Origin of the sequence: Nocardia sp. CA-136227, assembly GCF_050955695.1 — a bacterium.
In the GTDB taxonomy this organism is placed as follows: Bacteria; Actinomycetota; Actinomycetes; order Mycobacteriales; family Mycobacteriaceae; genus Nocardia.
The window spans coordinates 4,645,005-4,671,700 of record NZ_CP192081.1; the positions used below are offsets into that span (position 1 = coordinate 4,645,005).

Consider the following 26,696-nt stretch of genomic DNA (forward strand, 5'->3'; position numbering starts at 1 on the left):
TTTCACCCCGAGATCCGGATGCCGACATCCAGGCCCCAGATCACGATCGTCAGGATCATGTCCAGGATGACCACCAGCACCAGGCTGGCGCGAATGGCGCGACCCGAGGCCCGGCCCACGCCCTCCGGTCCGCCCGAGGCGTAGAAGCCCTGGTAGCCGTGGATGAGAATGATGGTGACCACGAAGATCGTCGCCTTGATCAGCGAGGCGATCACGTCGCCGGGCTGCAGGAAGGCGTCGAAATAGTGGTAGTAGGTGCCCGAGGACTGCCCGTGCAGGACGTTCACCACGGTCGCGCACGACAGGTACGACAGGATCAGGGTCAGCAGGTGCAACGGCACGATGGTGATCGCGCCCGCGATCACACGGGTGGTCACCACGAAGGGCATGGGCCGGATGCCGATGGCCTCCAACGCGTCGATCTCCTCGGAGATGCGCATGGCCCCGATCTCGGCCGTCATCCGGCAGCCCGCCTGCGCCGCGAAACCGATGGCCGCCACCATGGGCGCCATCTCGCGGGTATTGGCGTAGGCGGAGACGAACCCGGTCAGCGGGCCCATCCCGACCATGTTGAGCGCGGTGAAACCCTCCACGCCGATGGACCCGCCGACCGCGATGCCCAGGAACGCCAGCACCGCCACGGTGCCGCCGCCGACGATGAGCGAGCCGGAGCCCCAGGTGATGTCGGACAGGATGAGCATGGTCTGCCGCCGGTACACCCGCAGCGTGTGCGGGACGGCAGCCAGCACCTCGTAGACGAAAGTCGCTTGGTGGCCCAGGGATTCGATCAGGGACATCGGCGCCTGCGCCGAAGCGCCGATCGCCCGCCCCGCGGTTCCGAGTGGCGTGTACTTCGCCGGTACCTGGGTCATCAGCCCACCTGCGTCGGGATGAACATCGACACCAGCTGCGTGATCACCAGATTCACGCCGAAGGCGGCGATCACGCCGATCACCACCGCCGCGTTCACGGCATTGGCCACGCCCTTGGGGCCGGCGGTGGCCTCCAGCCCGCGCTGGCACGACACGACGAGCACGATGACGCCGAAGATGATCGACTTCACGATCGCCACCCACAGGTCGCTCATCTTGGCGAAGGCCGCGAACGCCGACAGGTACGAGCCGGGCGTCACGCCTTGGAAGCCGACGGCGATCACGTAGCCGGTGAACACGCCCATGAAGATGATCAGCATGCACAGCAGCGGCGTCAGCGCGATCATGGCTGCCAGCCGCGGGGCGACCAGCCGCCGCACGGGGTCGATTCCCATGACGCGCAAGGCGTCCACCTCGTCGCGAATGGTGCGTGCGCCCAGATCCGAGGAGATGGCCGACCCCGCGGCACCGCCCAGCAGCAGCGCGGTCACCATCGGCGCGCCCTGCCGGATGACCCCGAGGCCGCCGGCCGCGCCGGACACCGAGCTCGCGCCGACCTGCTGGGTCAGGCTCCCCACCTGCACCGCCACGATCACGCCGAACGGAACCGACACCAGCACAGCGGGAATCGCCGTCACGCTGACGATGAACCAGCCCTGCTGGAGAGTGTCACGCCAGGGATGGCGAAGTTTGACGATATCGAGGATCAGGAATCGGAACGCCGCGATCGCCAGCTGAATGGTGCGGCCGAACGTGCGCAGCCCCGAGAGTACGAATTCGACTGCCTGCCATAGCGATTCCGGCCCCCGAGCAACTTTCTCGACCAATGTTCACCACCCCACAGCCCCTACTGTTTGGCCGATGCCGACCGGTCCCTCTGTTGACCCGGTTCCGACTGACCGAGACAGTAATACAGATTTCGGACTGACGTGTCAGTCTTCACCGAAATAACCAGGGCCTTGACAGGGGTCGCGAAGGCGGAGAAAGATACACGCGCCGCGCGAATAGCACGTATTACCAGCACTTTTCAGCAATGAGTCGGCAAATGCGAAATGCCACCGGACCATTCGGTTGGCCCGGTGGCATTTCAGATATTGCGAGGTGTTAGCTCAACTGCGGGCGTCTGCCCTCACGACTGTCCGGACAGTGCGAGCGCCTCGGCCAGCGGCAAGGATTCGTCGGCGCACGCCCCCGCGTCCAGCGCCACTCCCCGGCCGATCAGGTCCCGCGCGACCCGGAACTCCGCCGGGCGGGCGATCGCCACCACACCGACCGGACGGCCGTCGCGCAGCGCCAGCACCGTCGCGTCACCGGACTCCGCGCTCCCCCGCACGATCAGCTGGTCCTCGGCCTGAATCATGCCCGCGAACTGCACGTTCCGGCCGTACTGCATCGACCAGCCCCACGGCACCTCCGCGGTCAGGGCGGGCAATCCGAGCATCGATCGCGCCGCGGCCGCACCCTGCGCCTGCGCGCTGTTCCAATGCTCCTCGCGGCGGTAGCCACCCGATTTCGGATCCAGTCGATTCACCGCGTCACCCGCGGCGAACACCCCCGGAGCCGACGTGCGATACCGCTCGTCCACCCGGATACCGTCGTCCACGGCCAGCCCGCCGGTGACAGCGAGCCGAGTGTCCGGGACAGACCCGATCGCGACCAGCACCGCCGCGGCGGTCCAGGTGCGGTCGTCCTCCGCCACGGCGACCACGTCGTTGCCGGTGTAGGCCAGGTGCGAGAGCCGCACCTCGGTCGAGATGGCCACCCCGTTGTCCGCGTGCAGCTTCCGGATGTAGTCGCCCACGACGGCGGGCGCGACCCGCTCCAGCGGCGCGGTCCCGGCATCGAGCACCGTGACCTCCGCGCCCAGACCCCGCGCGGTGGCGGCGACCTCGCAGCCGATGAGCCCGGCCCCGATGATCAGCAGCGACGGATCCCGCCCGAGCGTCGCCCGCAGGGCTTCGGCCTCGGCCCGGCCCCGCAGGGTGTGCACCGGGAACGCGGCGTCGGGCGCCACGGACCGGTCCGCGGTCACCGCCAGCTGCCGCGACCGGGCGCCGGTGGTCAGCAGCAGCGAGTCGTAGCCGATGGCGGTCCCGTCGGCCAGCCACACCAGACCCGGTCCGGGATCGATGGATTCGACCGGCACGCCCACCCGCAGGTCGATGTCGTTGCCCGCCCAGAAGTCGACGGGATGCAATAGCGACCGCCGGTCCTCGACCGCGCCGGCCAGCAGCTCCTTGGAGACCATCGGCCGCCGGTAGGGCGCCACGGGTTCCGCGCCCAGCAGCACGATCTCCCCGGTGTAGCCCTCGGTGCGCAGGGTGCGCGCGGCGGTGGCCCCGGCCACGCCCGCGCCCACGATGACGATGCGCCCGCTCACGCGCGGCTGACCTCGACCATCTCGAAATCGCTCTTGGCCGCACCGCAATCCGGGCAGGACCAGTCGTCGGGGATGTCATCCCAGCGGGTGCCGGGCTCGATGCCGTCCTCGGGCCAGCCCAGCGCCTCGTCGTATTCGAAGCCGCACTGCAGGCAGCGGAAGAGTTTGAAGTCGGTGCTCATGTCAGTGTCCCTTCTGAGCGGAAGCGGGTTCGAAGTCGATCTTTTCGCGCACCCCGCAGTCGGGGCAGCACCAGTCGTCCGGGACGGCGGACCAGGCGGTACCCGCCGGGAAGCCCTCGCGCGGCGCGCCTTTCGCCTCGTCGTAGACGTAATCGCAGATCGGGCAGCGGTAGGAGGCCATCACGCCACCACCCCGTACTTGGCGAACACGCGGTCGCGCTTGCGGGGCTGGACATTGGCGCGGGTGATGTCACCCGAATAGTGCTCGAGCACGCGGTGATCCATCACCTTGCGCCACAGTGGCGGGAAGTAAGCCAGCGAGATCATGCTCGCGTAACCGCTGGGCAGGTTCGGGGCACCGTCCATACTGCGCAGGATCTGATAGCGGCGGGTGGGGTTCGCGTGATGGTCGCTGTGCCGCTGCAGGTGGTACAGGAAGATATTGGTGACGATGTGGTCGGAGTTCCAGCTGTGCTCCGGGGTGCAGCGCTCGTAGCGGCCGCCGGCGGTCTTCTGCCGCATCAGGCCGTAGTGCTCGAGGTAGTTCACCGTCTCCAGCAGGGCGAAACCGTAGATCGCCTGGATCACCAGCCACGGCAGCACCGCCGGGCCGAACACCGCGGCCAGCACGCCGAACAGCACCACCGACATCAGCCACGCGTTGAGCACGTCGTTGCGCAGCGTCCACGGACGCTTGCCGAGCCGCTCCAGGCGCTTGGCCTCCAGCTCCCACGACGAGCGCAGGCTGCCCCACACACTGCGCGGCAGGAAGCCCCAGAAGGTCTCCGCGAAGCGGGCGCTGGCCGGATCCTCCGGGGTGGCGACGCGGACGTGGTGGCCGCGGTTGTGCTCGATGTAGAAGTGGCCGTAGAACGTCTGGGCCAGCGTGATCTTGGACAGCCAGCGCTCGAGCTCGTCCTTCTTGTGGCCCAGTTCGTGCGCGGTGTTGATGCCGACGCCACCCATCACGCCCATGCTCAGCGCCAGGCCCAGCTTGGAGATCAGGCCCAGACCGCCGTCGACGCCCAGCCAGGACAGGTCGCTCGCGGTCCACAGGTAGCAGGCCACGGTCAGGCTCAGCAGCTGGAACGGGATGTAGGCGTAGGTGCAGTACCGGTAGTACTTGTCGTTCTCGAGGTACTCCATCACCTCGTCGGGCGGATTCTGCCCGTCCGGGCCGAAGAAGCGGTCCAGGATCGGCAGCAGCACGTACACGATCAGCGGGCCGATCCACCACCACACCGGCGAGACCGCGGTCCAGCCGAACTCGTTGAAGGCCCAGACCAAGGCCATCGCCAGGAACAAGGCCGTCGGGGGAACGAGACCGAGCAGCCACAGATAGCGCTTGCGGTCACGCCACTGCGGGCGTGCCGTGGCCTCTTCCGCGCTGAAATGAGACGTCGTCATTGCCGTACTCCTAGCGTTTACACTTTCTCAAGAACTGTATTCATTAGATACACTGTGATCCAGTCTGTCAACGACGAGACGAAAGTTGAGCCCATGTACGATCGGGACGTGGTTGAAGCACCGAACTTCCAGACCGAGATGCGGCTGTTGCTGCGCGAGCGGATCATCGAAGCGGGCCGGCGCATCGTCATCACCGAGGGCTGGGGCGCGGTGAACATGTCGCGGCTCGCCAAAGAGGTGGGCGTGAGCCGTCCGGTGCTCTACAAGGAATTCGCCAACAAGCACGAGCTGGCCGAAGTGGTGGTGCAGCAGGAAGTCGACGGCTTCCTGGTCGGCATCGCCGAATGCCTGGCCGCGCATCCGACCGAGGTCGCGACCGGGATGACCGCGGCGGCCGAGTTCACGCTGCGGACCGGCGCCGACAACACACTGATCAAGGCGGTGCTGGCCGGACGATCGGAGAACGACAGTTCACTGCTGCCGGTGCTGATGACCGAGACCGAGCCGGTGCTGGGCCGCGCGGTCACCGCACTCTCGGCGGGCATCCGATCGCAGTACGGACTGCCGGCGATGAGCGACGCCGAACTGACCTCGATGACCGAGGTGCTGGTCCGGCTCGCGCTGAGTCACCTGTTCCAGCCGACCGGGCCGATCGACCGAGCCGTGGGGCAGATCAACAAGGTGATCGTCGGGGCCTACGGCTCGGTGCTGTAGCGATGGCGCGGCACGCGAAACTGCCTGCCGCGCCGCCGAATCGGGCTACGCGAGCCGCGCCGCCAGGCGGGTCGCGTTCATGTAGGCGATGGCCTCGATGCTGACCATCGGGTTCACCCCCGACGAGGTCGGGAAGCAGGAGGCGTCGGCCACCACGATATTCGGCACATCCCAGGTGACACCGTCGGGATTCGTCGCCGAATCCGCGGCGGAACCGCCCATCCGGGCCGAGCCCATGATGTGCAGCGCGCCCATCGAGCAGCGGCCCGGCGCGTACCCGGCGGCGGCCGCCCGGGCGGCGAAGTCCTCGTGGCTGCCCTCGACGCCCGGCGCGTAGCCGACGCCCGCCTGGTGTCCGGAGGAGATCCGCTGCGCGCCCGCCGCCTCCAGAATGCTTGCGGCATTGACGATTCCGGTGTGCATGTGGGCGGCGTCGCGGGCCGAGAGCCGGTAGCGCACCACGGCCTCGCCCTGCTTGTCGGTCTCGACCGAGCCGTGGTCGCGGTCGCGGGTGATGACGCCGACGGCCACCGTATCGGCCAGTTTCAGCATGCGGTCGCGATGCGCGGCCGCGCCCGTCCAGGCCTGGAAGCCCACCGACATGCCCGGGGTCATGGGCCCGGTCTCGTAGATGACGCCGTAGCCCTTGCCGTCCAGGTCGCGGTCCTGTTTGGAGTAGCGGGTCTGCAGGCCGCCCTCCCACGGGCGGATCTCCTCGTCGAAGACGCCGAACACCGCGGTGGCCGGATGCAGCCGGAGATAGTCGCCGATGGCACGATTCGTCAGGCCGGAGCGGCGCAGCAGGGCGGGGGTCTGGATCGCCCCGGCCGCGACCACCACCGCGCGGGCGCGCACCCACACCGAATGCCCGTCCGCCGTCACGGCTTCCACGCCGGTCGCGGTGCCATTGCTGACCTCGATGCGCCGCACGTCGGTGCCGACGAACAGGCGTGCGCCCGCCGCGGCCGCGTCCGCCAGCCAGGTCTTGACCGCCGACTGCTTGGCTCCGATGCGGCAGCCGAAACCGCAACGCCCGCATTCGATTCCGGCATCGCAGTCACGGACGTTGCGGGGCAGCGGCTCGACGTGCCAGTCCAGCTTGCGCAGGCCGCGTTCGAGGATCTCGTCGCGGCGCGAGGCGGGCGAATGGTCGAGGTTCACCCCGAGCCGGGACACCACCGCGTCGAGGGCGTCGGTGTACTCCTGCTCGGCGAACTGGCTCGCACCCAGCCCGGCCCATTCCGCGCGCACGTCGTCCGGGGTGCGGAAGGAGGTGGTCCAGTTGACCACCGTGCCGCCGCCCAGCGCGCTGCCCGCCACCAGGCTCAGCTGACCTTCGGCGGTGGCGGCCGGGCCCGGCGCGTACAGCTTCAGGAACCCTTCCTTCTCGCCGATCCCGAAGTCCGGGTCGTCGAGGTAGTCGCCGCGTTCCAGCACAACGACATCCAGGCCCGCCTGGGCCAGGACCGCCGCGGCCGTGCCACCGCCCGCGCCCGACCCGATCACGACCACATCGCACACGACGGTCGTGTCGGAGTCCGGCCGCTCCGGGCTGAGCCCGCGTTTCGCACCCTCCACCGGGCCGAACGCGGGCGGGAAGCCCATCTTCTCCCACATCGGATTCACCCCGGTCGGCCCCGGCGTCAGGTAGTAGGAGGTGACCGCCGCCCCCTTCAACGCCTGGAACAGCGCCCGCTTCTGCTCGATCCGGGAGTTGGCCATCCCGAGCAGCATTCGCTCCCGTTCCTCGGCGCCGAGCCGCGAGAACTTGCGCCACCCCGCCCCGTTGAGCGCCCCGAACACCCGCGAATCCCACACGCGCATGAGCAGTTCGAACTGCCGCCGCTCCGCCTCCCGAGGATTGCGTCCGAGCAACTCGGTGACCGTGTCGACGACCCCCAACGCGGAAGCCGCCGCCACCTCACCCCCGTCCCCCGGCGCGAAAGTGTCACAAACCATCTCGAGTACGGCCCGCCGCGCCGCATCTGAACCCATACCGCCATCATGCGCTACCCACCCGCCCCTGTCCCGGCAATTGCGGCACACCGCCCTCACATGCCGACCGCCCGCATCCACCTACTCTCGAATCGTTCAGTCAGCCCCTATCGAACAGGACCGGTCGTGACCCTCGAACAGAACTGGGATCGCATCCGCGAGACCGTATCTCGCGCCGCCCACTGCACCCTCGCCTCCACCGATCCGGACGGCACGCCGACCATCGCACCGATCGGCACGGTGTTCCTGCGCGACGACACGACCGGCTTCTACTTCGACCAGTACGCCGAGGCGCTGGGCCGCAACCTGGACCGCGATCCGCGGGTCTGCCTGCTGGCCGTGAACGGCCGTGGACTGTTCTGGTTCCGTTCGCTGCTGACCGCGCGCTTCCCGTCGCCGCCCGGAGTCCGGCTCTACGGCACCGCCGGGCCCCGACGCGCCGCGACCGAGGACGAACTGCGGCGGGTGCGGGCGCGAGTGCGACTTCCCGCGCGGCTCCCGGGCGGGAAATTGTTGTGGTCGGACTTCTCCCACGTCCGCGACATCAACTTCACCGACTACCGACCGGTTCGGTACCCGCACATGATGTCCCACCTCTGGCAATAACGCGCCGTCCGCTGCGCGGAGTTGGCACGAATCGACACTTCTCCGGCGCACGCCGGCGTGCGACAGTTGCTCGGCCAATGCTGTCGGTGCCGACCGAATGTGGGTTGAAGGCATGCTTATCGCGATCTGGGTGGTACTGCCGTATGCGGCTGTCGTGTCGTGCGCGGTCGGTCACCTATGGCGGTACCGGCGCGACGGTTTCCGCGGTTATCTGTACGGGCCGCACATCGACAAGGCGCAACGGATCGGGATCGCGGCTGTACGTATCGGATTCCCCGTGGTGTTCGCGGTACGGGTTGCGGAGATGCTCGCATCAGGACCACATACGCGGCCCGAGCACAACATTCACGTACTGCTGTCGGCGATCCAGATCGTGGCCGCGCCCGTCACCGTCGCCGGAGTGGCACTGATCCTGATCCCCCCACTGATCTCCGCCGACATACGACACCGAGTCACCCCCCTCGACCGGCTCACGCTGCCCCTGCTCAGCGCCGCACTCCTCTCGGCAGTCCTGGTCACCTTCGACGGCAGCGCCACCGACGGCCGCTACCGCGCCGCCGAAACCCTCTTCCCGTGGGCGCGTTCACTGCTCGCCCTGCACCCCGATCCCTCCGGCATGGATCACGCACCACTCCTCTACCAGGCACGTGGACTGATCGTGGTGGCGATCATCGCGATCTGGCCGTACACGCGCCTGGCCGGCATCCTCAGCGTCCCGCTGCTGCGCGTCGCCCGCCAGGCCGCAGCCGCCCCGTATCGGTCCGCGCCAACGGCCTGATCCCTCCCACACCGCGATGTCCGGGAGGTAGCTCCCATTCCTCAGAACGGCCCTTGCGCGCTCGGCAGATCGATTGCTCGAACATGCGCGTGCCATCACCTTGAATGCGAGTAATGCGGTACTCATGAAGTTGCGGGCGGAAGCGCCAACACTCGAGGAATGGCGCGCATATTCCTCAGCCATTCCAGCCGGGACAACCGGCAGGCCATTGCGCTGAAGGCCTGGCTCGTCGCACAGGACCCCGCTCTCGCCGACGAGATCTTCCTCGATCTGGACCCGGACACGGGGATAGCCCCCGGAGTTCGATGGAAAGACGCCCTGGTCCGAGCTACTTCTCGCTGCGAGGCCGTGATCTGCCTGCTGTCGGAGAACTGGGATTCCTCGCCGGAATGCCGCGCCGAGGCGCGGACTGCGGAGAATCAAAACAAGCGGATCTTCGCCGCCCGCCTGGAACCGTTCGTGAGCCGCGAATCCACCCGGGACTGGCAGCAATGCGACCTCTTCCCCACCGGACCGACAACAGCGATACCCGTCACCGGGGGCCCGCCCGTCGAATTCTCGACCGACGGGCTTCGACTGCTGCGGCGGGGTTTGCTGGAAGCGGGAATCGGAGCCGAATATTTCGAGTGGCCGCCGGACGATGACTCCGGGCGGGCGCCCTACCGGGGATGGGCCCCGTTCGAAGCGGTCGACGCGGCCGTGTATTTCGGCCGGGACGCGCAGATCGTGCGCGGCCTGGACATGCTGCGCGGCATGCGGGCCTCCCGCGTGGAGAACCTGTTCGTCATCCTCGGCCCGTCGGGCACGGGCAAATCGTCGTTCCTGCGCGCCGGACTACTCCCCCGCCTGCGGCGCGACGACAGGCACTTCCTGGTGCTCGACATCGTCCGCCCCGAACGGGACGCGGTCACCGGCCCGGTCGGCCTGGCCGCATCCCTGTACGCGGTGCGCCGGCGGCTGAGACTGGCGAAACCAACCCTCGGTGCGATCAAGGCGGCCTGCGCGGCCGACCCCGCGCAGGTCACCAGCTGGCTGCGGGAAGCGCGGGACGCCGCGACGGCGGCGACGCCTGATTCCAGCGACACCGTGCCTCCGACGATCGTGCTCCCGGTAGATCAGGCCGAGGAGCTGTTCGGCAGTGAAGCCGGCCGCGAGGCCGGTCTGTTCCAGTCGCTTCTCGCCCATCTGGTCGACGACGGCCTGGATATCATTGTCGCACTGACCATTCGGGCCGATCGCTACGAACCGCTTCAGACCTCACCCGCCCTCGCCTCGGTGAAGAGCGTGGTGTTCGACGAGTTGCGACCCCTGCAGCCGGCGCGGTTCGCCGAGGTCATCCAAGGGCCGGCGGAGCGCGCCACCGCAGCGGGCAATCGGCTCGCGGTGCGCGAGGATCTCGTGGAACGACTGCTCGCCGACTGCGCGGACAGCGCCAACCCACTGCCACTGCTGTCCCTGACACTGTGGCGGCTCTACCTCGACTACGCCGCCGCCGGCGCACTTACCAGCGCCGACTACACGGCCATGGGCGGGATGGCGCACGTGGTCGAATCGGAGATCGATTCCATACTCGCCCAGGACGATTCGGAGAAGCAACAACAACTCGCGCACTTGCGCGCGGCCTTCGTGCCCTGGCTCGCCACCATCGCCGCGGACAATGATCAGCCGCTGCGGCGGATCGCGCGCCTCGCCGACCTGCCGGCCACCAGCCGCCCGCTCATCGCCGCGTTCGTCGACCACCGCCTGCTGGTCCAGGACGAACGCCGCGGCGAGACCACCATCGAGGTCGCGCTGGAAAGCCTGCTGAGCGAATGGCCCGCACTCGCCCAATGGTTGCGCGAGGAGGCCGCCGATCTGCGGACCGCCGACGGCCTCGACCGCGCCGCCACCGAATGGGAGAGCAGCGGGCGCGACGACGCCTGGCTGATCGAAGGCACCCGGCTGAGCGAGGCCGAGAAGGTGTCCGCCACTCCGGGTTTCGCCGATCGCCTGGCCTGCGCTCGCGAGTACCTCACCGCCTCCCGCCAACGGCAGGACGCCGAGGACGCCGCCGAACGGCAGCGGCGCGAGAAGGAACTGAACGACGCCCGCGCCTACGCCGACGGGCTGCGCCGACGGACGCACATCCTGCGGGCGGTCCTGGCACTCACCGTCATCGCGGCCCTGGTCGCCGGATTCTTCGCGGTACGAACCACGCTGGCACAGAACGAGGCCGATCGGCGGCTGCACGAAGCGACCGCCCTGCGCCTGGTCTCCGAAGGGCAAGCCATGCTCGCCGGGATCCGGCCCGGTGGTGACACGCGAGCCATCCAGCAGATCCTCGCCGCACGCCGGATCGGATCGCACCCCGACGACGGCGCGGTCCTCGACGCGCTGACGACCGCGGCCGACACCGTGAAGATATTCGACACGCCCGCACCGAGTTTCAACTCGGCATTCACTGTCAGTCCCGACGGACGGCACGCGGCATCGGCAAGTAGCGGAACGATACAGCTGCGCGACGGCAGCACCGGGCAAGCCACAGGGGCGCCATTCACTGCGCGCAACAGTCAGGTGGACAACTTGGCATTCAGTCCGGATGGGACCCGCCTCGCGTCGGCGGGCAATGGCGGAACCATCGACGTGTGGGATACCGAGAACGGCTCGCATGTCGCTGGTCCGTTGGAGACTGGAGAGACGTCGGTCGTGTCGGTGTCCCTGAGTCCGGACGGGCGCCGCCTCGCCGCGGGGATCAACCCCGGCACGATTCAGATCTGGGATGTCGTTACCGGACGACAGCTCCACGTGATTCGTACTACCTCAGCACCGTTACAGACGACCTTCCTGTCCGGAGGAACGCGCCTGATCGCCACCACAGACTTCGGACTGGACAGTTGGGACATCGAGACGGGCGGCGTGGTCGCACGAACTCCAGATCAGAAGGACGCTTCCCCATTCGCCGTCACAGTCGATCCGAGCGGAAGCGTGATCATCTCGGGCGGCACCGACCAACTCGTTCACTTCTGGGACGCAACAACGTTGCAGTCGGCGGGCCCGGCGTTGAGCGGCCATGGAAACGCCGTGGGAGCCGTGGCGTTCAGTCCGGATGGGCGTCGCGTGGCGTCCGGCAGCTACGACGGATCGGTCCGGGTGTGGGATGCCGTGTCCCGCCAGCCGATCGGACACCCTCTGGTCGGACATCGCGGCAGCGTCACCGGCGTGGGTTTCAGCAGCGACGGGCGCGAGGTGCTGTCGGGTGGCGATCACAGCGTCCGGGTATGGGACGCCGATGCCGCCGCCATCATCGGCACCGTCCTGACCGCCGACGATGACGCGGTGATGTCGGTTCACTACAGCGCCGACAGCACTCGCCTGGTGTCAGCCGGCACTCGACACAATCCGGATTCGGGTGTCCCCGGCGTCATTCGCCTGTGGGACGCCCGCACCGGAACGCTGCAAAAGACCATCGCAACCGACCCGACGATTCCCTACGATGCGTCTCTCAATCCGGACGGCAACCGAATCCTCGCGTACGAAGTCGGAAGTACGGTGCCATCCGATCGTGTTGTAGCCGACTTCGGCATGCATCTCACGTACGCCCTAGCCGCCTTCGACGCCAACACCGGCGCACCACTGAACAAATGGAGTATCGATCCTCAGAAGTCCCGCAGTGCCACGGCGCTGAGCGCGGACGGCTCGATGCTCGCCACCGTCGGCGACGCGGTGCAGGAGAACACCCCTACGGAGGGGAGCCGGGCGGACAACCAGAATTCGCCGCCATCGAGGTTCGATTTCAGTGTCTACCTGTGGGATTCGAACACCGGAATGCGCCTCGGCACTCCAATCGATAACCATTCGTTGGTCACTGCGGTAACGTTCAGTCCGGACAGTCGGCGCATGGTGACCAATGGCGGAGTATCCAAACTCCGGATGTGGGATGTGGCATCCCATCGTCAGATCGGCGAGCCATTTGTCGACACCGACCTTCCCACGGTGCTCGCGTTCAGTCCCGATGGCCGCCGACTCGCCACGGCGGGAGAGGAATCCATCCGCCTGTTCGATATCGACTCCCGCAAAGTTGTCGGCGATCCGGTACGAGACCCCACGTTGAAGATCAATGCCATGTCTTTCAGCCCCGACAGCCGGTACCTGATCGCGGCTGCGGGCAAGACGATTCGGATCTGGGATGCGACCACCGGTCTACCCGTCGGAAAGCCGATCATCGGCCCTGCTGACCCCATCACCGCATTGGCCGTCAGCCCCGACGGCCGCCAAGTGGTTACCGGCAGCGATACGGCGGGAATCATCGATGTCTGGCCGGGACCCTCCGTCTGGACGGACCGCTTGTGCGACAAGCTCACCGCGAACATGAGCCACTAGGAGTGGAACGAATGGGTGTCCCCGAACATCCCTTACCGCAAGGCCTGCGACAACCTGCCGATCGCATCGGACGCCGGCACGTGAGAGAGGACGCCGATCAGGTCGTCGCCGAATTCTGGGCCGATCGATTGCGCTGGTCACAGGCGGCTGGTCGGCTCAAGCGCAGGCTCGATCGAGCGCGGATCACGGCGTTCACGGCCAGCACCATCGGCGCGTTGTGCACGACCGCGGCTGCGACGGTGGTGCATTCGGGCGGTGCGGTGCGGACCTGCGTCGCGGCGGTCGGCGCGGTGTGCCTCGCCCTGGCAGCCTTCGTCGGCTTCCAGTATCTGACCCCGGATGCCGTCCGAGCGTGGACGCGGGCGCGTGCGACGTCGGAGGGCATCAAACGCGTGATCTTCGAGTTCCGTGCGGGCGCCGAGACCAGCGTCGATGCCCTGCGCCACGAGATGACCGAAATCGTCACCGCTGCGGCAGATCTGCTGCCGTACGTCGACGACGCCACGGCACAGCCGACCCCGCCCCCGCCCACCCTGACACCGGAAACATATGTCCGGCAAAGAATCCAGGGGCAGATCGAGGACTACTACCGGCCGATGGCGCGTCGATACACTCGGTGCGGGGCGCGCTGGCGCAAGTTCGCCATTGCACTGGGTATGGCGACCGCGCTCGTCGCGGCCGCGGCGGCCATCGCCCCCGGTACCGGACCCACCTCCATGGCCCCCTGGGTCGCGGTCCTGACGACCGCCACCGCCAATATCGCCGCCTACCTGACCGCCCAGCGCTACGACTACCTCGCCATGACCTACCTCACCACCGCCCACCGCCTCCACGCCCTCGCCGACGAGTGGGCGGCCGGAGCACTCTCCGACTGGCCCGCGTTCGTCTCCGCCTGCGAATCGGTGATCGCGACCGAGAACACGGCCTGGATGGCCAAGTGGACCGAGAGCACCACCGCTGCTTCCTGATCGCACTCCCGGCCCGAGTCACATGGTCCGAACTGCCCACGCCAGCGGTCCGATCATTCCCGGAGGCGGGCCCCGTGGCGGCTAGAGTCGGGCGGAGACGGTTCGCCGGTCACGCCCGATGGGAGCCACCGTTATGCACGATGACCGCCGGTTGATCGAGGGCAGGCTCGGGCGGGTGCTCGACCGCATCAAACCCGCCGTATACCCGGAATCGACGCCGATGCGGGTATCGATCTGGGAGGCGCCGGGCGAACCGGTGCCGGTGGCCGAGGGGATCGCCGCGCCGCGCACGCCGACCGCGCCGGGCACCCCGTGGGGCGCACCCTGGGGCACCAGCTGGCTGACCGTCGAGGGCACGGTCCCGCCGGAGTGGGCGGGACGCACCGTCGAGGCCATTATCGACCTCGGGTTCGATGCGAACCAGACCGGATTCCAGTGCGAGGGTCTGGTGTATCGGCCCGACGGGACACCGGTGAAGGGGCTGCATCCGCGTAATCAGTGGGTGCGGATCGCCGCCCCGGCGCGCGGCGGCGAGCAGGTGCTGTTTCATGTGGAGGCGGCGTCGAACCCGATCATCCCGTTCTTCGGGCCGACCGGGCTCGGCGACCTCGCCACCGCGGGCAGCGGTCCCCAATACCGTTTGGGGCGAATGGATCTCGTCGTCTTCGATGACGATGTGTGGCAGCTGGTCCAGGATCTCGAGGTGCTCGGCGAGCTCATGCACGAGATGCCCGAGGACCCCGCTCGCCGGTACGACATCGTGCGGGCCATCGAACGCGCCCTCGACGCCATCGACCTGCAGAACGTGAACGCCGGGGCTGCGGCCGCCCGCGCCTGCTTGACCGAGGTGCTCGCGCGCCCGGCCGTGCCGTCCGCGCACCTGATCTCCGCGGTGGGGCACGCCCACATCGACACCGCCTGGCTGTGGCCGCTGCGCGAGACCGTGCGCAAGGTCGCGCGGACCACCGCCAATATGACCGCGCTGCTCGACGCCGAACCCGACTTCATCTACACCATGTCCCAAGCGGCGCAATACGACTTCCTCAAACAGCACCGGCCCGAGGTGTACGCCCTGGTCAAGGAGGCGGTGGCCGACGGACGCTTCGTGCCCGCCGGCGGCATGTGGGTGGAATCGGACACCAACATGCCCGGCTCGGAGGCCATGGCCCGCCAGTTCGTGCACGGCAAACGGTTCTTCCTCGAGGAATTCGGCGTCGAGAACGACGAGGCGTGGCTGCCCGACACCTTCGGCTTCGCCGCCGGACTGCCACAGATCATCAAGGCCGCCGGATCCAAATGGCTTCTCACCCAGAAGATCTCGTGGAGCCAGACCAACACCTTCCCGCACCACACCTTCCTGTGGGAGGGCATCGACGGCACCCGGATCTTCACCCACTTCCCGCCCGTCGACACCTACAACTGCTCCATGCAGGGCCGCGAAATCGCCCACGCCGCCAAGAACTTCAAGGAGAAGGGCCGCGCCAACCGGTCCCTTGCCCCGACCGGCTGGGGCGACGGCGGCGGCGGGACCACCCGGGAGATGATCGCGCGCGCCGCCCGACTGCGCGACCTGGAGGGCTCACCGAAGGTGACCTGGGAGCGGCCCGCCGACTTCTTCGCCGCCGCCGAGGCCGAATACGCGAACCCCGCCGTCTGGGTGGGCGAGCTGTATCTGGAACTGCACCGCGCCACCCTGACCAGTCAGGCCAAGACCAAACAGGGCAACCGGCGCAGCGAGCACCTGCTGCGGGAAGCCGAACTGTGGGCGGCCACCGCGGCCGTCCGCACCGACTTCGAGTACCCCGTCGCCGACCTGGACCGGCTCTGGAAGACGGTGCTGCTGCACCAGTTCCACGACATCCTGCCCGGCTCGTCCATCGCGTGGGTGCATCGGGAAGCCGAGGCGACGTACGCGCGGGTGGCCGCCGAACTCTCGGCCATCATCGAACGGGCGCAATGGGCGCTCGGCGGGGAACGGTCCGGCTCCCACGTCTTCAACCCGGCCCCGCACACCTGGCGGGGCGTCCCGGCCGGCGGCGCGGGACCGGTGGTGCCCGGCCGCGGCGCCACGGTGACCGAGCGGCCGGACGGCGGATTCGTGCTCGCCAACGACCGGACCCGCGTCGAGGTCGACGCGCGCGGACTGGTCGTGTCGGTTTACGACCTCGGGCAGCGGCGCGAGACCCTGCCGCCGGGCGCGGCCGCCAATCTGCTCCAGCTGCACCAGGATTACCCGAACTCCTGGGACGCCTGGGATGTCGACCAGTTCTATCGCAATACCGTCACCGACCTCACCGAGGTGGACTTCCTGGTCGCGGAGTCCGGCGCCACCACCGACGTCTCCCTCCGCATCGGCCGCTCCTTCGGCTCCTCCGCCGTCGAGCAGGTCCTCACCCTGCGCCCGGACACCGGGGCGCTGGAGATCGCCACCACGGTCGACTGGCACGAGACGGAGAAGTTCCTCAAACTCGCCTTCCCCCTGGACATCCACGCCGACCGCTACGCCTCCGAAACCCAGTTCGGGCACCTGTACCGGCCCACGCACACCAACACCAGCTGGGAGTACGCCAAGTTCGAGGCCTGCAATCACCGCTTCATCCACCTGGCCGAACCCGGCTGGGGCGTGGCCCTGGTCAACGACTCCACCTACGGCCACGATCTGACCCGCGCGGTGCGGCCCGACGGCGGCACCACCATCACCGTCCGCGCGTCCCTGCTGCGCGCGCCGCGGTTTCCCGATCCGCAGACCGACCACGGCGCACACCATTTCCGGCACGCGCTGCTGCCGGGCGCCTCGATCACGGATGCCGTGCGCTCCGGGTACCGGATCAATCTGCCGCCGGTCACCCCGGGCGTCGCCGAACCCGTGGCGCCGCTGTTCACCGTCGACAATGACGACGTGGTGACCAGTGCCGTCAAATTGGCCGAGGACGGATCCGGTGATGTCGTGATCCGGCTCTACGAAGCGGGCGGCGGTCGCGCGACCGCTTTGCTCACACCGGATTTCGGGTACACCGGTTATCGCCGCTGCGACCTGCTGGAGCGGGCTTTACCCGAGGAAAACGTCACGGAATCCGCCGAGGAGGGAATTCGACTGCGCCTGCGGCCTTTCCAGCTCGTCACGCTCCGATTCACCCGGTAAACCATTGCCGTCACCGGCTTTTCAGGCGGACCTCACATAATCGAACCGGCGGCTGCTCTGATCCAGTGAGCGGAAATTCCCGACCTGCGTTCCCTGGGTCGGGCAGAGGAGGATCGTGCTCTTGACCATCGAGGTCGTATTCTCGGGCCGCGCCGCGTCTTCACCGCTGTCGGCCATGCGCAGGGTGGCGGTGAATCCGCCCGACGGAATGACCGCGTACAGGCCCTCGCCGTTCCCGAACCGGGCGCTGTGAAAAGTGAGACCGCCCGCTCCGTCGAAACTCAGCACGGTCCCGGGTTCACCCTCGACGGCGAATTCCCCGCGGTAGTCCCCCAGGCTCGATCCGCAGGTGCCCACGGCCGCGCTCATCGGCGCGTTCGCGGTCACCGCGGCGGAAACCGCCAGCATGAGCGCCGCCGCGACGGCGATCCTCGAACCAGGTCCAGCAGCCATCGTGCATCCCTCCCGGTCGGGTCCTCCCGGCAGTCCACAATAGAAGCGGACGAAACACCCTCAGACACGCCGGTTCGTAACCGAAACGTGGTCTGGCACAGTCCATAACACAAAGGACTGAAAACACGCCGTTCCGACCGATTAGTTTGTCTGTGCCACAGTGGAATTCACCGAACTATCCACACGATCAGCAGGTCGCGACATTCCGGTGATTCGGCAATACCACCAATTGCTCGGAGCTGGTTGTAGCGTCGTACGACATGACGCAAAAGAAAGCGATCGGCCTGCTCGTCAGTGCGTTCGTTTGTGCGGCCGTATTCACCATGAACCCGTCCGCGGCATGGGGATCCGGCGACGTCGGGACCCCCGCGGCTCCCGGAGCAGTAGCGCCCAACGGCCCGGCCGGACCCGCCGGAGTCGCCCCGGAGCGGATCGTCCCGGCCCCGCCGCCCGCCGGTGCCTTCCTCTGCCCGACTCCCTGATATCTTCGTCCACCACTACCCCCGAAAAGTCCACCCAGACCGGCTCGTGCCGCGCCCGCCAGAAATCGGGTCCGCGGCACGAGCCATTCGGGTTCTACGGGGAATTCAGGCCGCCAGGGCCGACGACAACCGCCGCAGCTCCGCGGCCGGTTCGGCTACATCCACCACCAGGCGCGTGAAATCCGCGCCCGCCAGTTCGATCAGCACGCCGTGACCGTCGAAACGGGTGTCCCAGAACTCCTTGCGGCCCTTCCCGCGGAAGATGCCCGCGGCGATCACGCCCGGGAAGAACGTGCCCGGCGTCCGCAGCCACGGCGGGCGCAGATCCACGGGGGCGGGCGCGACGGCGGTGACCTGGGCCAGGTCGAAGCTCACGTGGTCGCGCAGCGCGAGCAGTTTGTGCGCACCGGTGACCCGCGCCGTCACAGTGGTTCCGGTGACCTCGAATTCGACCATTCCGCACCTCGCACGCTCGCCCGACACTGTCTGCCATCCACATTGCCGGGCGAATCTGGTCGTAGCCTGAGGGTTTCCTGACGCTTCTCTCAGGCTTGCCAGACCCGCCCGGGCGTTCACCCCCGGGCGGTCAGATCCGCGACCAACCGCTTCGCCTGGGCCCGCGCCTCGGCACGCAACTCCTTGACCTCGGCCCGGGTCAGGTGCGCCGGCATCGCTCGCTCGTCGGCGGCCGCCTGGGCCAGAGCACCGGCCCGGGCCACCGACGCGGCCCGCATGCTGCGCTCGGCGCGGGTCCTGGCCTCGGTCAGGTGGCCCGAGATCAGGTCCGCGAGCACGTTCTTGTTCGACATCGTCGTTCTCCTTCTCCGGCGCCGGAACGGGTGCTTCCGGCTATGAAAAGAACGATGACGGCCGCCGCTGACAGACCGCCGACAGTGCGCCGACAGCCCGCTCGGGCCCGCTGTCAGTCGGTCGGCAGGGTGATGTTCTCCGCGGCGGCCTTGGCGGCCACCTCGGCGGGGAAGATATTGCGGAACAGGTACAGGTCGCGGCCGAGCTTCCAGCCCGGCGCGAGCGCTACCGCGTACCGCTCGAAGTAGCCGAGCTGCTTGCCCATCAGCACCAGCTGCTGCGGGCCGGACGCGCCGCGGCGCTTGCCGAACTCCAGCAGCCGCGCCGAGACCAGGCCCAGATCCAGCTTGTCCAGGCTGCCCGAGAGCACCGGGCCCAGCGCCGTCGCGAGCTGACGGCCGATGGTGGCGTCGTCGCCGCTGTCGTCGGCGACCAGGTCCAGTGCGCGCAGCGCGCGAGCCACCGGGCGGAAGTCGTTGTCGATGGAGCTGGCGTAGAACAGCGCGCGCACGAACTCGCGCCACTCGGCCTCCATCCGGCCCACGATGCCGAAGTCGAGCATGGCGACCCGGCCGTCGTCGAGCAGCCACAGGTTGCCCGCGTGCACGTCGCCGTGGAAGACCCCGTGCACCGCAACCGATTCCATCCACGCCTTCACCAGGCGGCGGATCAGCAGTTCCGGTTCCGGGTGGGCCTCGCGGATGTCGTCGAAGCGGTCCAGCGGCATGCCGCGCATGCGCTCCATGCACAGCACCCGGGGGGCGCAGAAGTCCCAATACACCTCGGGCACGGCCACATTGGTGTTGTCGCCGAAGGCCGACAGGTGCTCGCGAGCGCGGGCCTGGTTCTCGGCCTCGATCAGGAAGTTCAGTTCCGCGACCGTGGCCTCGTACAGATCCCGCACCACCGCTTGGGTATTGGCGACCCGGGCGTTCTCCGACCGCCTCTCCAGGGCGCGCGCCAGCTTCATGGCGGCGCGCAGGTCCACGATCATGCGACGGGCGATCTCGGGCCGCTGCACCTTCACCACCGCGGGGCGGCCGTCGGGCAGCACGCACGCGTGCACCTGGGCGATGGAGGCGGCCGAGAGCGGTTCGTCGTCGAACTCGAGGAACAGCTCCGAGATCGGCTTGCCCAGATCGGCCTCGATGATGGCGCGCGCGTCCGCGGCCGCGAAGGGCGGGACGTCGTCGAGGCAGCGCAGGCAGGCGTCGGCCAGCTCGCGCGGGAAGGCGCCGGGCGAGGACGCGATGAGCTGGCCCAGCTTCACGAACATCGGGCCGAGCGTCTCGAAACCGTTCACCACGCCCTCGGCCGCGGCCCGCTTGCGCTTGGCCGGGCGCAGGCCCCCACGCAGCACACCGGCCACCACCGAGCCGCCCAGCACCGCGCCGACGACCGCGGTCCGCCGCCACTCCGAGAATCCGAAGGTGTCCAGGTCTGGCCGGATCACCTCGGGCGTTCCCGATCGCACAGTCATAGGTGAGCTCACGGGCGGCAGTGTATCGCTGACGGCGGCGGAGTTCGCGTCACGGGCGGGGCCTGGCGCGGCATGAGACCGAAGCTCGACCGGCGCGAGACCGGGCACATTACCCAGGCGTTCGCTGGTTCGGAAGGGGACACGCACGGTACCGTGGGCGGTCGAGTCGCGATCCGGCTCGACGCGGGCGCCGATCGAGCCCGGCCATTGAAGGTGAAAGGCAAGACCTACGTAATGACGGGTACAGCGGAAAAGCTGGCGGAACTGCGCAAGCTCCTGGAGATCGCCGAGGAACCGACCGGTGAGAAGGGTATCCAGAAACGACTTGCCAAAGGCGTCGCCAGCGCCCGAGAACGGGTGAACATACTGCTGGACCCGGGCAGCTTCGTCGAAATGGGCGCGCTCATGCGCTCGCCGGGCCAGCCGCACGCGCTCTACGGCGACGGCGTGGTCACCGGTCGCGGCCTGATCGACGGCCGCCCGGTCGTGGTCATCTCCCACGACTCGATGGTGCAGGGCGGTTCGGTCGGCGAGACCTTCGGCCGCCGCGTCCGCCTGGTCATGGAGTTCGCGTACAAGAACGCCTGCCCGGTCGTGGTGATCAACGACTCCGGCGGCGCCCGCATCCAGGAGGGCGTGACCGCCCTGGCCTGGTACGCCACCATGTGCCGGTTGCAGGAGGACCTGTCGGGCTTCGTTCCGATGGTCGCGGTCATGTTCGGCAAGTGCGCGGCCGGCTCGGTGTACGGCCCGGTCAATATGGACGTGCTGATCGCCACCGACGACTCCTACATGTTCGTCACCGGCCCCGAGGTCATCAAGGGCATCACCGGTGAGGACATCAGCGCCGAGGAGCTGGGCGGCGCGGCCGTGCAGGCCCGCAACGGCCTGCTGCACCACGTGGCCCGTACCGAGGTCGACGCGCTCAACTGGGCCCGCGAGTACCTCAGCTACCTGCCCAGCAGCTGCATCGAGGAGCCGCCGGTCATCAACCCGGGCCTGGAGCCCGAGATCACCGACTCCGATCGGGAACTGGACCGGATCATCCCGGACTCCGATCGCCAGGGCTACGACATGCACGAGGTGCTGCTGCGCATCTTCGACGACGGCGCTTTCCTCGAGGTCGGAGAAGCGGCCGCGCAGAACCTGATCACCGGATTCGCCCGCGTGGACGGCCGCCCGGTCGGCGTCATCGCCAACCAGCCCATGGTGCTGGGCGGCGCGCTCGACGCGGCCTGCTCGGACAAGGGCGCGTACTTCATCCGCCTGTGCGACGCGTTCAACATTCCGCTCGTCTACGTCGTCGACACCCCGGGCGTGCTGCCCGGTGTCGAGGAGGAGCGCAACGGCGTCATCAAGCGCGGCGGCCGCATGTTCCGCGCGCTGATCGAGGCGACGGTCCCGATCGTCACCATCGTGACCCGTAAGGCGTACGGCGGCGGCTACGCGGTCATGGGCTGCAAGCAGCTCGGCGTGGACATCAACCTGGCGTGGCCGACCGCCCGCATCGCGGTCATCGGCGCCGACGGCATGGTGACCGTCACCGGCAAGAAGACCCTCGCGGCCACCCCGCCCGAGCAGCGCGAGACCGTCCGCAAGCAGATGGTCGACTTCTACAACGCGCTCATCGACAACCCGTGGGTGGCGGCCGAACGCGGCTACATCGACGCGGTCATCGAGCCCTCGGCCACCCGCCTCGAGATCCGCAAGGCCCTGCGCCTGCTGCGCGACAAGAACGCGGTCCGTAAGCCCAACCCGCGCAAGCACAACCTCTTCCCGATGTGAGAAGGGCTGCCCGCGTTCAACATTCGTTGGGCGCGGGTACGCCTTGCAATCTCTCGTCGAGCCAGGTCAGGGATTCGGGGTAACCGGTGAAGGCGGCGATGAAGTGTTCGCCGAGGACGCTGCGGTAGACGGCGGGCACGCCCAGGTCGCACTGCTCGCGGTAGAGGTTCTTCGCGCCTTCGGCGGGGACCCAGAATTCCTGTTCGCCGTTGAAGATGAACAGCGGCACGGGTGACTTCTTGCCGTCCATGCGGGTGATGGCGTAGATCTCGTGCGCCAGCTCGCTGTCGAGCGGATCGGGGATATTGGCGGCGATGTCGATGGGCAGCTGCAGCACGCCCGGGATCCCGAACACCTCGCTGCACTGACTGTTGATCAGCTGCGAGGTCGTCACCCATTGCGCCAGATGGTTCATCCGGGCCAGGATCTCGGGCCGCTCGCGGCCGATGCCGAACACCGCGCCCAGGAACACCCCCGAGGCGAGATTGGCGTTCATCGAGCGCGCCAGGATGCTGAAGTCCGCGGGCACCCCGCCCAGCGCCGCGCCGACCACCACCTCCGACAGTTCGGGGGCGTACTCGGACATCAGCTTCACCGCTCCGTTGGTGGCGATGGCCCCGCCGGAGTATCCGATCATCCCGAACCTGCTCTCGCCCAGCTCATCCGGCAGGTAACCGCGGGTCGCGCGGATGGCGTCGAGGATGGCGTGCCCGGCCACCGTCGGCTCGGCGTAGGCCATGCGCGGGCCCTCGTGGTCGGTGATGAGCACGCCGTAGCCGCGCAGCAGCGCCAGCTGGGTGGTGGGCAGGGCGTAGCCGGTCAGGTTGGCGGCCCGGGTAAACCCGTGCGCGAGCGTGTATCCCGGGTTGCAGTCTCGGCCCAGCGCGTCGATGGGCAGGTTGTTCATCACCACCGGCCGCTGTCCCGGCCCGGTCCACTCCCCGACCGGCAGCACCAGGCTGGCGATCGCGTAGGACGGCTCGTCGTGAGAGTCGTTGGTGCGGTACTTGAACTGGAGCACCTGGCGCACCGGCACGATCAGAGTCGGTGCGGCCGTGGCGGTTACGTCGCGCACCGCGACCATGCCGCCCGGGTCCAGGGCGTCGAGGCCGGCGGGCCAGTCGTCGATGAAGGGATCACCGATCGGCGCGGGCATGGTGGCGGCCCGCAGCGCCGCCAGATCCGGTGCCAGCTCCGGAGTGTCGACCAGTGGCGACTCCGCGGGGGCCGGGGGGAGAGCGGGCGCCGGGAGCAGCTGATCGATCCAGCGCTGGATATCGGGCAGGGAGATGCCGGGCGGGTTCGGCGCGGTTCCGGGCTCGGGTGGTTGCGCGAAACCCGGTGCGGCGCAGTACGTGACGATCACGCAGCAGCCGATCGTCAAGGCGGCGGCCAGTCTTCGCAAGCGGCGCGGCACAACACCCCCCACGGATCTGTCGGTCGGTGGTCCGCGAAGCCTACGGGGAAGCACCACTGCGACACTCGGGAGTGGTCGGTTCGACGCCACTTCGAGACCGGTCCGTGCCCTGACCGGACCGCGTGTCACGCCCATCCCGTCATCGATCCGCGATCTCGCGGACCGATTGCCGAGGGCGCGAGCGGGTTACAGCCGCTTGCGCATCACCATGTCGAGCTGGGCGTTGCTGATCTGGCGGCCCGCGTTGGACACCGAGGTCACCATGCAACTGCCGAACGAGCCGAGCCGGTCGAACAGCGTGGCCACACCCACCGCCAGGCCGTGCTCGCTGAAGTGGCTGTCGGCCTCCACACCGATCTCGGTGCCCTCGGGCTGCCGCGAAAGGCCCAGCGTCATATCGGTATTGATGAACCCGATGCCCTTGTCGCCCCAGTTGGTCATCATGCTGGTCGCCTCGGCCACCACCGCGACCCGCACGAACGGGCTCAGCTCCTCCCCGGTCACCACCCGGATCGGGTTCTGCCAGGTGCGCTTGCGGTCGGCGTTCTCGTGGTCGGTGGGCACCGAGTTCCAGACCGGCGAGCCCTCACCGCTGTTGAACAGCGGCGTCTGCGGCAGCGCCGAGGGCGGGGCGACCTCGAGCGAGGGCGGCTGCGGTTCCCGCTCCCGCCGCCACAGCTCCCCCGGCGGCTGTTCGGACGGCTGCAGCAGCACGGCGGTGGCGCGCGCGGCGACGGTGCCGCCCTGCACCACGCTCACGTCGGCGACGCGGATCCGCTTGCCGTCGCGCACCCGCACGACCGGCGTCGTGGTGTGCTCGAAGCGGGCGGCGCTGAACAGGTCCACGGTCAGCCGGACGGGTACGAAACCCTCGGTGGCCTGGGTCCGTTCGAGCTCGCGCGCCAGCAGGCCGGTCAGGGCCGGCCCGACCACCTGCGCCGAGGACCACTGGCTGGCCGCGAACGACGTCGGGAAGAACCCGCCGTCCACCTCGTCGAAATACGCGGGCACATCCACCACGGCACCGGCTCCCGTCCACTCGAATCGATCAATCCACTGTTTTCAGAGCTAACACAGGCGTAAAACCCGTTTCAATCCGGGGCCCGCTGGGTGGGTGATCGAGTCGCGGATTCAGCGGGCCGGGGCACGGGTACGCCATCGACATGGTCCGCGCCATCGACCGGCTACTCGACACCCTGACCCTCGCCGTACAGACCCTGCAGGACAACGACATTCCCTGCGCCCTCACCGGGGAGTGCGCGGTGTACGCCCGTGGCGGTCCGGTGACCGACACGCCTCCGGAGGTCGACGTGCTGCTGCGCCCGGCCGACCTGCCGCGCGGGGTGCTCCTGCTGTCCGCCGCCGGCCTGCGGCCGCCGCACGGCACCGAGGCCGAGCGGGCCACGCTCTACGACGGCGGGGTGCGGTTGGATCTGGTGTTCGGCACCGATCACCGGCCCGTCACCGACGCGCTCCTGGCACGCGCCGAGCGGCTGCCCATCGGGCCGATCGCGGCGCCCGTGGTGACGGTGGCCGACTTCCTGGTGGACGAACTGACCGTGGCCGATCCGCAGCGGCTGGATTTCACGCGGCTGCTGCACATCGCACGGGAGTTGCGCGCACAGGTCGACTGGGAGCTCGTCAGGACCGGGACCGCGGTCTCACCCTACGCAGGCGCGTTTCTCGGCCTGCTGGACGATCTGGGCATCACTGACGGCCACGACGGTGTGCGGGCGGGCCTGTTGTGATGGCCGCGCGGCCGGGGGGTGGTTGTGCACAGGGAGCGATACCGCGTGATTCGGCCGCACCTGGCCGGGTATCCGCTTGTTATCGGTTCTGCATTACTTCCGGAGAAAGGACAGTGATGTTGCCTGTCACTCCGTACGCCTACCCCGTCGCCCACATTCCGCCGGGTGGCGCCCACATTCCTCGCGGCGGCACCCGCAATCGGCCGGGCGACACCGGCCGGCCGCCGGACCGGACCCCCTATCGACCACCGGCCATCCAGAATCTGCCGGGCCCGATTCTGACCGCCGCCGGAATCGTGTCGATCGCATTGACTTTGACCACCGCCGGGTACGGTGAGCTCGCCTGGAGCGTGCTGTGCGGGCTCACCGGGGCGCTCTGCCTGCGTTTCGGAATCGGCCTGATGGTCCTCGAACAGGACCGGATCAAAGCTGCGAAGGCCCAGAACAGGGCTGATCACGGCGATATTTGATCTTCAGCGAATTCCTGGATAAAGCGGAACAGTCGTTCCCCTCCAGAACTTTCGATCGGAAGTACTGGGAAAGCCCTGTTCGGGGCGCATTACAACCTTTCGCCAACCATGGTTTCGCAAACTCATAGCATCCCGAAAAGCACTCTGACACTGCGAATTCGATGTTGCAGATGTACTTGCATCTGCGCAACGCACGGTCATAGACTCGTCGTTGCAAGGCACCAATAAGGGGACAACCAGAGAGCCGAGCGGTGAATCACCGGCGATTCTTCGCCCACGGTCAGCCGTCGGCCTGGCGTCAGGGGCGTTCGAATGAATCAGCCAATCAACCTCAGCCGACTCGGGTTTGCCGACAGAAGTCAGCCGGAGCAAACCTATTCACGCGAGACGGCAACCGCTTTCGTCATCCGCCAGGTCGAATCCACTGGAGCGGCCACTCGGTATGATTTTGACATCGAGCGGATCGTCACCACGGCTCACGCCATGGTGAACGACTGGGATCTGCACCATATGCAGCCGGAGGCATTCTGGCGGATCGCTTCCAGCTTCATCAGGCAGTAACCGAATCCGGCCGTGCCGCAGACCCACCCGGTCCGCGACACGCTGATAGGGGCCCCGAGAGGGGCCCCTTATCCGTCTGCGGGGGTA

General features: G+C 68.2%; 24 protein-coding genes. 11 read left to right on the forward strand and 13 right to left on the reverse strand.

What is annotated here, in order from left to right:
• Positions 1-2: 2 nt before the first annotated feature.
• From ACQP06_RS21375 to ACQP06_RS21400, 6 genes are all read right to left on the reverse strand, one after another.
• Complete coding sequence (locus tag ACQP06_RS21375) at positions 3-872, reverse strand: MlaE family ABC transporter permease (RefSeq protein ID WP_379273091.1); 870 nt, start codon at positions 870-872, stop codon at positions 3-5.
• Positions 872-1,633 (reverse strand): MlaE family ABC transporter permease, encoded by a 762-nt coding sequence (locus tag ACQP06_RS21380; RefSeq protein WP_433673396.1) that lies wholly within the window; start codon positions 1,631-1,633, stop codon positions 872-874. The genes ACQP06_RS21375 and ACQP06_RS21380 overlap by 1 nt, the downstream gene beginning before the upstream one ends.
• A gap of 368 nt (positions 1,634-2,001) precedes the next feature.
• Positions 2,002-3,252: an NAD(P)/FAD-dependent oxidoreductase gene (locus ACQP06_RS21385; RefSeq protein WP_433666270.1), complete on the reverse strand. Its 1,251-nt coding sequence runs from the start codon at positions 3,250-3,252 to the stop codon at positions 2,002-2,004.
• Positions 3,249-3,434, reverse strand: coding sequence for a rubredoxin (locus ACQP06_RS21390; protein ID WP_357084824.1), 186 nt, complete (start codon positions 3,432-3,434; stop codon positions 3,249-3,251). The genes ACQP06_RS21385 and ACQP06_RS21390 overlap by 4 nt, the downstream gene beginning before the upstream one ends.
• A 1-nt stretch (position 3,435) precedes the next feature.
• Positions 3,436-3,615 (reverse strand): rubredoxin, encoded by a 180-nt coding sequence (locus ACQP06_RS21395; RefSeq protein ID WP_357278151.1) that lies wholly within the window; start codon positions 3,613-3,615, stop codon positions 3,436-3,438.
• Positions 3,615-4,841 carry an alkane 1-monooxygenase gene (locus ACQP06_RS21400; RefSeq protein ID WP_433666271.1) on the reverse strand — a complete coding sequence of 409 codons (1,227 nt, stop codon included), beginning with the start codon at positions 4,839-4,841 and terminating at the stop codon, positions 3,615-3,617. The genes ACQP06_RS21395 and ACQP06_RS21400 overlap by 1 nt, the downstream gene beginning before the upstream one ends.
• A 108-nt stretch (positions 4,842-4,949) precedes the next feature.
• On the opposite strand from ACQP06_RS21400, the gene ACQP06_RS21405 reads away from it, so the two are divergent.
• Positions 4,950-5,555 (forward strand): TetR family transcriptional regulator, encoded by a 606-nt coding sequence (locus ACQP06_RS21405; protein WP_433666272.1) that lies wholly within the window; start codon positions 4,950-4,952, stop codon positions 5,553-5,555.
• 45 nt (positions 5,556-5,600) lie between these two features.
• On the opposite strand, the gene ACQP06_RS21410 is transcribed toward ACQP06_RS21405, so the two are convergent.
• On the reverse strand, positions 5,601-7,550 hold the full coding sequence (locus ACQP06_RS21410; protein WP_433666273.1) for a GMC family oxidoreductase: 1,950 nt from the start codon (positions 7,548-7,550) through the stop codon (positions 5,601-5,603).
• Positions 7,551-7,676: 126 nt separating this feature from the next.
• On the opposite strand from ACQP06_RS21410, the gene ACQP06_RS21415 reads away from it, so the two are divergent.
• The 5 genes from ACQP06_RS21415 (at position 7,677) to ACQP06_RS21435 (ending at position 17,403) form a co-directional block, all read left to right on the forward strand.
• The gene (locus ACQP06_RS21415) at positions 7,677-8,156 is read left to right on the forward strand and encodes a pyridoxamine 5'-phosphate oxidase family protein (protein WP_433666274.1); all 480 of its coding nucleotides are present in this window, start codon (positions 7,677-7,679) and stop codon (positions 8,154-8,156) included.
• Between the two features lie 112 nt (positions 8,157-8,268).
• Positions 8,269-8,934, forward strand: a complete 666-nt coding sequence (locus tag ACQP06_RS21420; RefSeq protein ID WP_433666275.1) for a respiratory nitrate reductase subunit gamma — start codon at positions 8,269-8,271, stop codon at positions 8,932-8,934.
• A 159-nt stretch (positions 8,935-9,093) separates the two neighbouring features.
• Complete coding sequence (locus ACQP06_RS21425; protein ID WP_433666276.1) at positions 9,094-13,293, forward strand: TIR domain-containing protein; 4,200 nt, start codon at positions 9,094-9,096, stop codon at positions 13,291-13,293.
• A gap of 80 nt (positions 13,294-13,373) precedes the next feature.
• A complete protein-coding gene (locus ACQP06_RS21430; protein ID WP_433666277.1) occupies positions 13,374-14,261 on the forward strand; it encodes a DUF4231 domain-containing protein in 888 nt (295 codons plus the stop codon).
• Between the two features lie 133 nt (positions 14,262-14,394).
• Entirely contained in the window at positions 14,395-17,403 is a 3,009-nt protein-coding gene (locus ACQP06_RS21435) for an alpha-mannosidase (RefSeq protein ID WP_433666278.1), read from the forward strand.
• Positions 17,404-17,424: 21 nt separating this feature from the next.
• Here ACQP06_RS21435 and ACQP06_RS21440 read toward each other — a convergent pair whose 3' ends face one another.
• Positions 17,425-17,856, reverse strand: coding sequence for a hypothetical protein (locus ACQP06_RS21440; RefSeq protein ID WP_433666279.1), 432 nt, complete (start codon positions 17,854-17,856; stop codon positions 17,425-17,427).
• A 260-nt stretch (positions 17,857-18,116) separates the two neighbouring features.
• Here ACQP06_RS21440 and ACQP06_RS21445 point away from each other — a divergent pair, with 260 nt between their 5' ends.
• Positions 18,117-18,338 (forward strand): hypothetical protein, encoded by a 222-nt coding sequence (locus ACQP06_RS21445; RefSeq protein ID WP_433666280.1) that lies wholly within the window; start codon positions 18,117-18,119, stop codon positions 18,336-18,338.
• Between the two features lie 105 nt (positions 18,339-18,443).
• On the opposite strand, the gene ACQP06_RS21450 is transcribed toward ACQP06_RS21445, so the two are convergent.
• From ACQP06_RS21450 to ACQP06_RS21460, 3 genes are all read right to left on the reverse strand, one after another.
• Positions 18,444-18,794, reverse strand: coding sequence for a hypothetical protein (locus ACQP06_RS21450; protein WP_433666281.1), 351 nt, complete (start codon positions 18,792-18,794; stop codon positions 18,444-18,446).
• Between the two features lie 116 nt (positions 18,795-18,910).
• Complete coding sequence (locus ACQP06_RS21455) at positions 18,911-19,147, reverse strand: hypothetical protein (protein ID WP_433666282.1); 237 nt, start codon at positions 19,145-19,147, stop codon at positions 18,911-18,913.
• A 113-nt stretch (positions 19,148-19,260) separates the two neighbouring features.
• Positions 19,261-20,628 (reverse strand): ABC1 kinase family protein, encoded by a 1,368-nt coding sequence (locus ACQP06_RS21460; protein ID WP_433666283.1) that lies wholly within the window; start codon positions 20,626-20,628, stop codon positions 19,261-19,263.
• 234 nt (positions 20,629-20,862) lie between these two features.
• On the opposite strand from ACQP06_RS21460, the gene ACQP06_RS21465 reads away from it, so the two are divergent.
• Positions 20,863-22,413, forward strand: a complete 1,551-nt coding sequence (locus ACQP06_RS21465; protein ID WP_433666284.1) for an acyl-CoA carboxylase subunit beta — start codon at positions 20,863-20,865, stop codon at positions 22,411-22,413.
• 16 nt (positions 22,414-22,429) lie between these two features.
• On the opposite strand, the gene ACQP06_RS21470 is transcribed toward ACQP06_RS21465, so the two are convergent.
• Together ACQP06_RS21470 and ACQP06_RS21475 are read right to left on the reverse strand one after the other, a co-directional pair.
• On the reverse strand, positions 22,430-23,818 hold the full coding sequence (locus ACQP06_RS21470) for a lipase family protein (RefSeq protein ID WP_433666285.1): 1,389 nt from the start codon (positions 23,816-23,818) through the stop codon (positions 22,430-22,432).
• A gap of 198 nt (positions 23,819-24,016) precedes the next feature.
• Entirely contained in the window at positions 24,017-24,850 is an 834-nt protein-coding gene (locus tag ACQP06_RS21475; RefSeq protein ID WP_379273116.1) for an acyl-CoA thioesterase domain-containing protein, read from the reverse strand.
• A 143-nt stretch (positions 24,851-24,993) separates the two neighbouring features.
• On the opposite strand from ACQP06_RS21475, the gene ACQP06_RS21480 reads away from it, so the two are divergent.
• The 3 genes from ACQP06_RS21480 to ACQP06_RS21490 all read left to right on the forward strand — a co-directional run bounded on the left by ACQP06_RS21480 (position 24,994) and on the right by ACQP06_RS21490 (position 26,609).
• A complete protein-coding gene (locus tag ACQP06_RS21480) occupies positions 24,994-25,578 on the forward strand; it encodes a hypothetical protein (protein ID WP_433666286.1) in 585 nt (194 codons plus the stop codon).
• Positions 25,579-25,694: 116 nt separating this feature from the next.
• A complete protein-coding gene (locus tag ACQP06_RS21485; protein WP_433666287.1) occupies positions 25,695-26,048 on the forward strand; it encodes a hypothetical protein in 354 nt (117 codons plus the stop codon).
• Positions 26,049-26,360: 312 nt separating this feature from the next.
• The gene (locus ACQP06_RS21490; RefSeq protein ID WP_213554958.1) at positions 26,361-26,609 is read left to right on the forward strand and encodes a hypothetical protein; all 249 of its coding nucleotides are present in this window, start codon (positions 26,361-26,363) and stop codon (positions 26,607-26,609) included.
• Positions 26,610-26,696: the final 87 nt, after the last annotated feature.

Coding starts and splice junctions, on each gene's coding strand:
- ACQP06_RS21390 (WP_357084824.1), bottom strand. CDS start 3,434: ATGAGCACCGACTTCAAACTCTTCCGCTGCCTGCAGTGCGGCTTCGAA.
- ACQP06_RS21420 (WP_433666275.1), top strand. CDS start 8,269: ATGCTTATCGCGATCTGGGTGGTACTGCCGTATGCGGCTGTCGTGTCG.
- ACQP06_RS21485 (WP_433666287.1), top strand. CDS start 25,695: ATGTTGCCTGTCACTCCGTACGCCTACCCCGTCGCCCACATTCCGCCG.
- ACQP06_RS21425 (WP_433666276.1), top strand. CDS start 9,094: ATGGCGCGCATATTCCTCAGCCATTCCAGCCGGGACAACCGGCAGGCC.
- ACQP06_RS21460 (WP_433666283.1), bottom strand. CDS start 20,628: ATGACTGTGCGATCGGGAACGCCCGAGGTGATCCGGCCAGACCTGGAC.
- ACQP06_RS21410 (WP_433666273.1), bottom strand. CDS start 7,550: ATGGGTTCAGATGCGGCGCGGCGGGCCGTACTCGAGATGGTTTGTGAC.
- ACQP06_RS21375 (WP_379273091.1), bottom strand. CDS start 872: ATGACCCAGGTACCGGCGAAGTACACGCCACTCGGAACCGCGGGGCGG.
- ACQP06_RS21465 (WP_433666284.1), top strand. CDS start 20,863: ATGACGGGTACAGCGGAAAAGCTGGCGGAACTGCGCAAGCTCCTGGAG.
- ACQP06_RS21480 (WP_433666286.1), top strand. CDS start 24,994: ATGGTCCGCGCCATCGACCGGCTACTCGACACCCTGACCCTCGCCGTA.
- ACQP06_RS21395 (WP_357278151.1), bottom strand. CDS start 3,615: ATGGCCTCCTACCGCTGCCCGATCTGCGATTACGTCTACGACGAGGCG.
- ACQP06_RS21445 (WP_433666280.1), top strand. CDS start 18,117: ATGACGCAAAAGAAAGCGATCGGCCTGCTCGTCAGTGCGTTCGTTTGT.
- ACQP06_RS21440 (WP_433666279.1), bottom strand. CDS start 17,856: ATGGCTGCTGGACCTGGTTCGAGGATCGCCGTCGCGGCGGCGCTCATG.
- ACQP06_RS21450 (WP_433666281.1), bottom strand. CDS start 18,794: ATGGTCGAATTCGAGGTCACCGGAACCACTGTGACGGCGCGGGTCACC.
- ACQP06_RS21490 (WP_213554958.1), top strand. CDS start 26,361: ATGAATCAGCCAATCAACCTCAGCCGACTCGGGTTTGCCGACAGAAGT.
- ACQP06_RS21400 (WP_433666271.1), bottom strand. CDS start 4,841: ATGACGACGTCTCATTTCAGCGCGGAAGAGGCCACGGCACGCCCGCAG.
- ACQP06_RS21455 (WP_433666282.1), bottom strand. CDS start 19,147: ATGTCGAACAAGAACGTGCTCGCGGACCTGATCTCGGGCCACCTGACC.
- ACQP06_RS21435 (WP_433666278.1), top strand. CDS start 14,395: ATGCACGATGACCGCCGGTTGATCGAGGGCAGGCTCGGGCGGGTGCTC.